The following is a 6,000-nucleotide window of genomic DNA, read 5'->3' on the forward strand; positions in this document are numbered from 1 at the left end:
CGCCACCCCTATGTGGGCTATGCACGTACCACTAGTGGACAGGGATCGCGCGGCGCTGACCTGCGGAGCCCGCAGAACTGTCATATTGCTGCAGCGGAAAGCGGGAACCGGGCCCGCGCTCCCCCCGACCGGCCGCGATCCGCCCGGAGAACCCGGGGCGTCGGCGGCGCGCGGTCGAGCGGAGCGGGGCGGCGCCTCATGGGCCGGCCCGTGGAGGACCGAGGCTAGCCCCGGGAGCTGGAGGGGCCCTGGAGGCGCAGCGGACGCGGGGTCAGCGGGCCGGTCCCCCACGCGGGGTCGCCGGCGCCGATCGCCACGGCGACCGCCGCGGCGTACCCCTCGGGCGCGTCCACGTCCCGGAACACCCACCCGTCCGGGGTCGGCGGCGCTCCCTGCGGCCCGTTCCCGGCGAAGGCCGCGGCCAGACCGACATGGACGCCGGCCACGCCCGCGGCGATACCGGCCCCGGTCCCCTTCAGATACGCCTCCTTGCGGACCCAGCAGCTCAGCACGGCGGCCGCCCGGTGCTCGGGCGGCTGCCGGGCGATGGCCGCCCGCTCGCCCGGGTGCAGGTACGCGGCCAGGTCGAAGCGCTCGTGCCGGGCGGAGGGGGACTCGATGTCCGCCCCGACCGCGGTCGGGGCCAGCGCGTACAGGACCGTGTCGCCGGAGTGCGACATGGAGAAGTGCACGTCCGGCCGGCCCTCGACCGCCGGACGGCCGTGCGGCCCCCCGCACATGGGGCACGCCTCCCGGTGGAAGCGGATCCGCTCCGGGGGCACGTCCAGCCGGCCCCCGAGCAGTACCCGCAGGCCCACGTGCGCGGTCAGATAGCGCCGCCGCCCCGCCTCGTGCTTGGTGGCGGCCACCCGCCGGGACTCGTCCTCGTCCAGGACCCCGGCGTTCGCGACCGCCGCGCCGGCCGACTCGGCGACGCGTACCAGCCAGGTCTCGACGGTGCCCGGCAGCGGACCGGGCACCGGTGGATCGTCGCCCAGGACTGCGGGGTGCGCGCTCATGCGGAGCTCCCCGGGCCGTGGGTGCCGTCGGTCCGCAGCAGGCCCAGCTCCGCCGCGTGGAAGCCGGCCTGGAACCGGGAGCTGGCGCCGAGCGCGCGGACGATGTCCGCCACGTGCCGCCGGTAGGTGCGCACCGAGATGCCGAGTTCGCGGGCGGCCGCGTCGTCGGTGAGCCCCCTGCGCAGGCACTGGACGATCTCCTGGGAGAGCGTCTTCCACATGAGGTCGCCGGTCATGGGCGCGGCCCGCCGCCACGCGCTGGCGAACAGCGCGTTGATCGCCTTGACCACGGCCGGGGCGCGCACCAGGGTGGCCCGGGTGCCGTGGTCCTGCTCGGGGTCGGACTGCATGAGGGCGACCTGCCGGTCGATGATGACCGCGCCGTACAGGATGGCGTCGGTGACGCGCAGTTGGACGTCGGGCCGGGACTCCAGGCACTCCGCCCCGTGCCGCTTGCCGATGAACGCCCGCGAGCACAGCACGCGCACGACGACCTTGCCCGGCTCGGACGTGGGTGCGAACGCCAGGGCGTCGCGCAGCAGCTCCACGGTCGGGAGGTCGGACGGCAGGACCACGTCGACGGTGCTCTGCGCCTCCGCTATTAATTTCCGCAGGACTCCTGCGGCCGCCCCGATGTCCGCCGTCGTCTCCAGGAGCGACGGACCGGCGGAGGGGGCGTCGCGCCGTTTCGCCACCACCGACTCGATGAGCGCCCGCATTTCGAGCAGCGCCTGGTCGACCTCGTCGTCCGAGTGTATTTCGTCGACGCCCTCGCCTGTCCTTTTGCCTTCTGCCGCGTTTCCAGCCCGCCGATCGTTCACATCTGGATAGGATTCAGATTCGTAATTCGGCATTTCTCCCCGTTGACATCGGAGTAATTCCCGATGCCCTTTCCTCAGTTGCACCAGAGGCACGGAGGCCTCACCAGGTCGTCCTCGACCCCGGTCCCGCCCCCGCCTCACCGCGTCCGCACCCGCCTTGCGACCAACCGAACAGGTGTCCCAACATCTCGCCCGCTCCTTGCCGAACCGGGGCGGGACGACGCATGCCGGAACATCTTGGCCGCTCGGGGCGACCGTACAACGGCTGGAAGATTTCCGTCAACGCGCAGAATATGGTGAGCATTCAACAAAATCGACCAGGCATTTCCCTTCCGTTCGCCGGCAGATATCTGTTGAAAATAACCGCGTCGTTACGCGTCCCGACATCCGGGACGAACGTGCGGCCCGGCGCGGTTCCCCGGCTGCGACACCGCGTACGCGCGCGTGACCTACCGACTACCGTCAGTTGCCCTGCAGCGCAAGCGGTTTGACCCATCTTCATCCGTACGAGTCATACGTTCGGTGCAGGCACGGTTCTGCAGACCTGTCCGTATTTAAAGTTGAACCACATCACCCCAAGACCCCGGTGTAGATCGCGATCAGCCGCCCCGTACTCGGATACGGAGCCTGCTGCGCCCGGAGGTCTTCATGGACGAGCTCAACCGGAGCTCCCTGCGATTCGTCGTCCCCCGTTCCCTCGACAGGATTCCAGCACCCGCCTCGGACATCGGCGTCCACCGCCTCGGCGGGCCCCTTCTGATCACCCTGGGTGGCGAGTTCGACCTTCTCGTCGCGCCCGCGCTGCGCCAGGCCCTGGACATCGCCGTCACCGCCCGCTGTCCCCGGCTGGTGGTGGATCTGCGGCCCACGACGTTCTTCGACTGCAGCATCCTGTCCGTTCTGCTGAGGGCCCGCAGACGGACCGTGGAGCGCGGCGGCGGATTCGCGGTGATCTGCGTGCGCCCCTCGCACCTCCGACTGATCGCGGCGGCGGAGCTCGCCGGCGTCCTGGCTCCGGTCCGGACGCTGCAACAGGCCCTCGTCGCCACCGTTCCGGCCCGCGGACGGGGCCGCGACGGGCCGTGAGCAGAGTCGTCCCCCCGGCGGCCGCGGCACCCGGTCCCGACGGCTCCCGCGCCGGACCGAAAGCCCCCGCCAGGCACCGCGTCCAGCCGGTTCAACAGTGGCTACGGAGTGCCAACTGCCGGTTGCTGACTGCGCCGGGGCGTTCTACGCTGCCGTTGACGGCCCGCCCCAAACCCCGGCAGGCGCTGTGTCGATGGACGGACTCTCCCGTGAGACCCGTCGAATCCTCTCCCGCCATGACTGCCGGGTTCGGTGCCTCCCGCCTGCGGTGAGCACGAGAATCCGGCACGTCCCCATCGTGTCGGGCCCGTGTCGAGCCACCTCCCGCAGGCTCCGCGGAACCTCCGATGAGGGGCACCCCGTTCGGGGGCTCCAGAAGGGGAGCTCGGCCCCCGGACGGTCGCGGCCCGCCGCCGTCGGAAGCGGCGGCGGGCCGCGTGGAGGCTCGGAGGACGACCGGACCTCGATCGGAACCCGTCCCTGCGACCATCGACCCGCCGCCCCACCGGGGATCCGGCGGACCACTCTCGACATCCGACCCCCGAACGGCAGGAAGCATGACGCAGCGGGAGCGATCCCAGCGGGAGCAACTGCTGACACAGACATTCGTCGAGTTGGCCGATGTGAACCGCCACGGTCTCGAGGAGGCCGACTACCTGCAAGCCATGGCTACCCGCTGCGAGCAGCTTCTGAACGCGGACTGCGTCATAGTGTTCCGCGCGCAGCCCTCCGGCCCGCTCCTCACCCCGGCCGCCGTGTCCCCCTCGTCCGACATCCCGCGGCAGCTGCTGCGGGCGGCGTGCAGCGAAGGGCCGGCCATCGACACCTGCCGGACCGCGGAACCGCTCGGGCCCACGCCGCTGTCCGGGCCCACGCCGCGCTGGCCCGCCTTCGTCGGCCTGGCGCGCGCCGCCGGATTCCGCACTGCCGCCGCCACGCCCCTGCGCTACCACTCCTCGGTCCTCGGCAGCCTCCTGCTCCTGGAGAACGGCACCGGGTCCCTGGGCCCCGAGGAGGTCCGCCTCGCGCGGGCGCTCGCGGACGCGGCCGCCTCCAGCCTGTACTTCCGCCAGCAGCTGCACCGCCACACCGAGGAGTCCGTGCACCTGCGCACCGCCCTGGTCAGCCGTTCCGTCATCGAACAGGCCAAGGGCATCCTCGCCGTCCAGCTCGGAACCACGCCCGACGAGGCCTTCACCATGCTGCGCGCGCACGCCCGCAGCCACCAGCAGCGCCTGTCCGAGTTGGCGCAACAGGTGGTGGAGAAAGGTTCCCTGCCCGCCGATCCGGCCTGAGGGACGGCGGCGACCCGCTCCCGGGCCGACACGGACGCCCGGTCCTGGGGCGACGGCGCCCCCTGGACGGACCGCATGGCGGATGATGTCCGTGTAGTCGTTTTCCCGTCGGAGGTGGACGCCATGGTCCCCGGCCAGCCTGACCCTGAGGACGAGGGTGTCCGGCAGCGCCCGCGCGTCCACGACGAGGCCGACAGAAGGCTGCTGACCCGGGCCCTGGCCGACGCGATCGCCTTCGACGACACCGCGGCGGTCCCCGCCCGGCTGTGCCAGGCGTGCGTCGACCTGCTGGACATCACCGGGGCGTCGGTCTCCCTCGACGGCGGTCCGGGGATGCGCACCCTGTGGTGGTCGAGCGACGCGGTCGCGGGGCAGCTGGCCGAGGCCCAGTACACCCTGGGTGACGGCCCGTGCCACAGCGCGCTGACGCTCAGCGCGCCGGTCCTCGCCGAGGATCTGACGCAGGGCCCCGACGCGCGCCGCTGGCCCGTCTTCGCGCTGCGGGCGGTGGAGCTGGGGGTGCGGGCGGTGTTCTCCCTGCCGCTGGGCAGCGACGCCCTCGCGATCGGCACCCTCGACCTCTACCGCCACGCGCCGGGCCCGCTCAGCGCCCGGGACCGGTCCTTCGCCTTCCCCGCGGGCGACGCCATCACCTTCGCCCTGATGCGGCTGCAGAGCGACGCGCTGAAGGCGGGCGGGGAGGAGGAAGCGGACGTGACCGCCTGGCTGGACACCGCGGAGACCGAGCACCAGGAGGTCCACTACGCCACCGGCATGCTGATGGTGCAGCTGCGGGTGGATCCGCAGCACGCCCTGGCCCGATTGCGTGCGTACGCTTTCACCCAGGGGCGAACGGTGACCGAGGTGGCCCAGGACGTCATCGCACTGCGGGTGATCTTCGATGAATAGGCCAGGGACCGCAGGTGTCCATGACAGGGACGGTGAAGCCGGCATGAACCGCCAGCAGCAGATCGTGGAAGCGTTCGTGAGCCTGGCCGACACCTTCGACAGGACGGTCGACCCCCTGGTGCTGGTCGACCGGCTCATCAGCCACTGCGTCAACCTCGCGGGCGCCGACGCCGCGAGCGTCACCCTGGTGACGGCCCGCGGGGCGCTGCGCACGCTGTCGGTCTCGGACGACCGGGCGGACCTGGCGGAGGTCTTCCAGCTGCAGACCGTGGAGGGGCCCTGCCACGACTGCTGGCAGTCGTGGGAGCCGGTCGACGCCGCCGACCTGCCCGCGTTCCGCGAGCGCTGGCCGCGGTTCGTCCCGTCCGCGCTCGCGGCCGGCTTCCACAGCGCCTACGCGCTGCCGGTGCGCGTCCACGGGCAGAACGTCGGCACCCTGAACCTGCTCCTGGCACCGCCGCGGGCCGCCCGGGAGGACCTGCACCTGGCTCAGGCCTTCGCGGAGGTGGCCGGGATCGCCATCATGCAGTGGCGGGCGGATCCGGCCCGGCCGGAGGACATCCTCACCCACACCCAGGCGGTGATCTCCGCGAAGGCCTCCCTGGAGACGGCGAAGGGCATGCTCGCCGCCGCCGGCGGGCTGTCCGCCGCGGAGGCGGCCGCGCTGCTGCGGGAGTACAGCCGGCTGACCGGACGGCGGCCCACGGAGACGGCCCAGGACCTGATCCGCCGCACCCTCGACCCCGAGGCGGTGCTCGCGGCGGCGGAGCGGCCGTAGGTCGTGTCTTCACATCCTCGTCTGGTCGGCGGGGTCTGGCACGCACGCTCGCGGCGTTGTCGTCGGTCGCCGATGCTCCGCATGGACTCCCT

6 protein-coding genes are annotated in these 6,000 nt (G+C 72.3%); 4 read left to right on the forward strand and 2 right to left on the reverse strand.

The annotated features are described in order from the left end of the window. Positions 1–224: 224 nt before the first annotated feature. Positions 225–1,019: a 4'-phosphopantetheinyl transferase superfamily protein gene (locus ABZ721_RS37475; RefSeq protein ID WP_358793288.1), complete on the reverse strand. Its 795-nt coding sequence runs from the start codon at positions 1,017–1,019 to the stop codon at positions 225–227. Beyond that, positions 1,016–1,840, reverse strand: a complete 825-nt coding sequence (locus tag ABZ721_RS37480; RefSeq protein WP_358793289.1) for a helix-turn-helix transcriptional regulator — start codon at positions 1,838–1,840, stop codon at positions 1,016–1,018. The genes ABZ721_RS37475 and ABZ721_RS37480 overlap by 4 nt, the downstream gene beginning before the upstream one ends. A 648-nt stretch (positions 1,841–2,488) precedes the next feature. Between ABZ721_RS37480 and ABZ721_RS37485 the strand changes: the two genes are divergently transcribed. From ABZ721_RS37485 to ABZ721_RS37500, 4 genes are all read left to right on the forward strand, one after another. Then, positions 2,489–2,926 (forward strand): STAS domain-containing protein, encoded by a 438-nt coding sequence (locus ABZ721_RS37485; RefSeq protein ID WP_358793290.1) that lies wholly within the window; start codon positions 2,489–2,491, stop codon positions 2,924–2,926. Positions 2,927–3,483: 557 nt separating this feature from the next. Next, positions 3,484–4,221: an ANTAR domain-containing protein gene (locus ABZ721_RS37490; protein WP_358793291.1), complete on the forward strand. Its 738-nt coding sequence runs from the start codon at positions 3,484–3,486 to the stop codon at positions 4,219–4,221. Between the two features lie 123 nt (positions 4,222–4,344). After that, positions 4,345–5,130 (forward strand): GAF and ANTAR domain-containing protein, encoded by a 786-nt coding sequence (locus ABZ721_RS37495; RefSeq protein ID WP_358793292.1) that lies wholly within the window; start codon positions 4,345–4,347, stop codon positions 5,128–5,130. Positions 5,131–5,173: 43 nt separating this feature from the next. After that, entirely contained in the window at positions 5,174–5,908 is a 735-nt protein-coding gene (locus ABZ721_RS37500) for a GAF domain-containing protein (protein WP_358793293.1), read from the forward strand. The last annotated feature ends 92 nt before the right edge of the window (positions 5,909–6,000 follow it).

The sequence above is a fragment of the Streptomyces sp. NPDC006733 genome (genome assembly GCF_040636125.1).
Lineage (GTDB): Bacteria > Actinomycetota > Actinomycetes > Streptomycetales > Streptomycetaceae > Actinacidiphila.

Excerpts from the sequence above, each read along its gene's own strand:
- ABZ721_RS37475 (WP_358793288.1), bottom strand. The coding sequence starts at position 1,019 with ATGAGCGCGCACCCCGCAGTCCTGGGCGACGATCCACCGGTGCCCGGT.
- ABZ721_RS37485 (WP_358793290.1), top strand. The coding sequence starts at position 2,489 with ATGGACGAGCTCAACCGGAGCTCCCTGCGATTCGTCGTCCCCCGTTCC.
- ABZ721_RS37490 (WP_358793291.1), top strand. The coding sequence starts at position 3,484 with ATGACGCAGCGGGAGCGATCCCAGCGGGAGCAACTGCTGACACAGACA.
- ABZ721_RS37495 (WP_358793292.1), top strand. The coding sequence starts at position 4,345 with ATGGTCCCCGGCCAGCCTGACCCTGAGGACGAGGGTGTCCGGCAGCGC.
- ABZ721_RS37500 (WP_358793293.1), top strand. The coding sequence starts at position 5,174 with ATGAACCGCCAGCAGCAGATCGTGGAAGCGTTCGTGAGCCTGGCCGAC.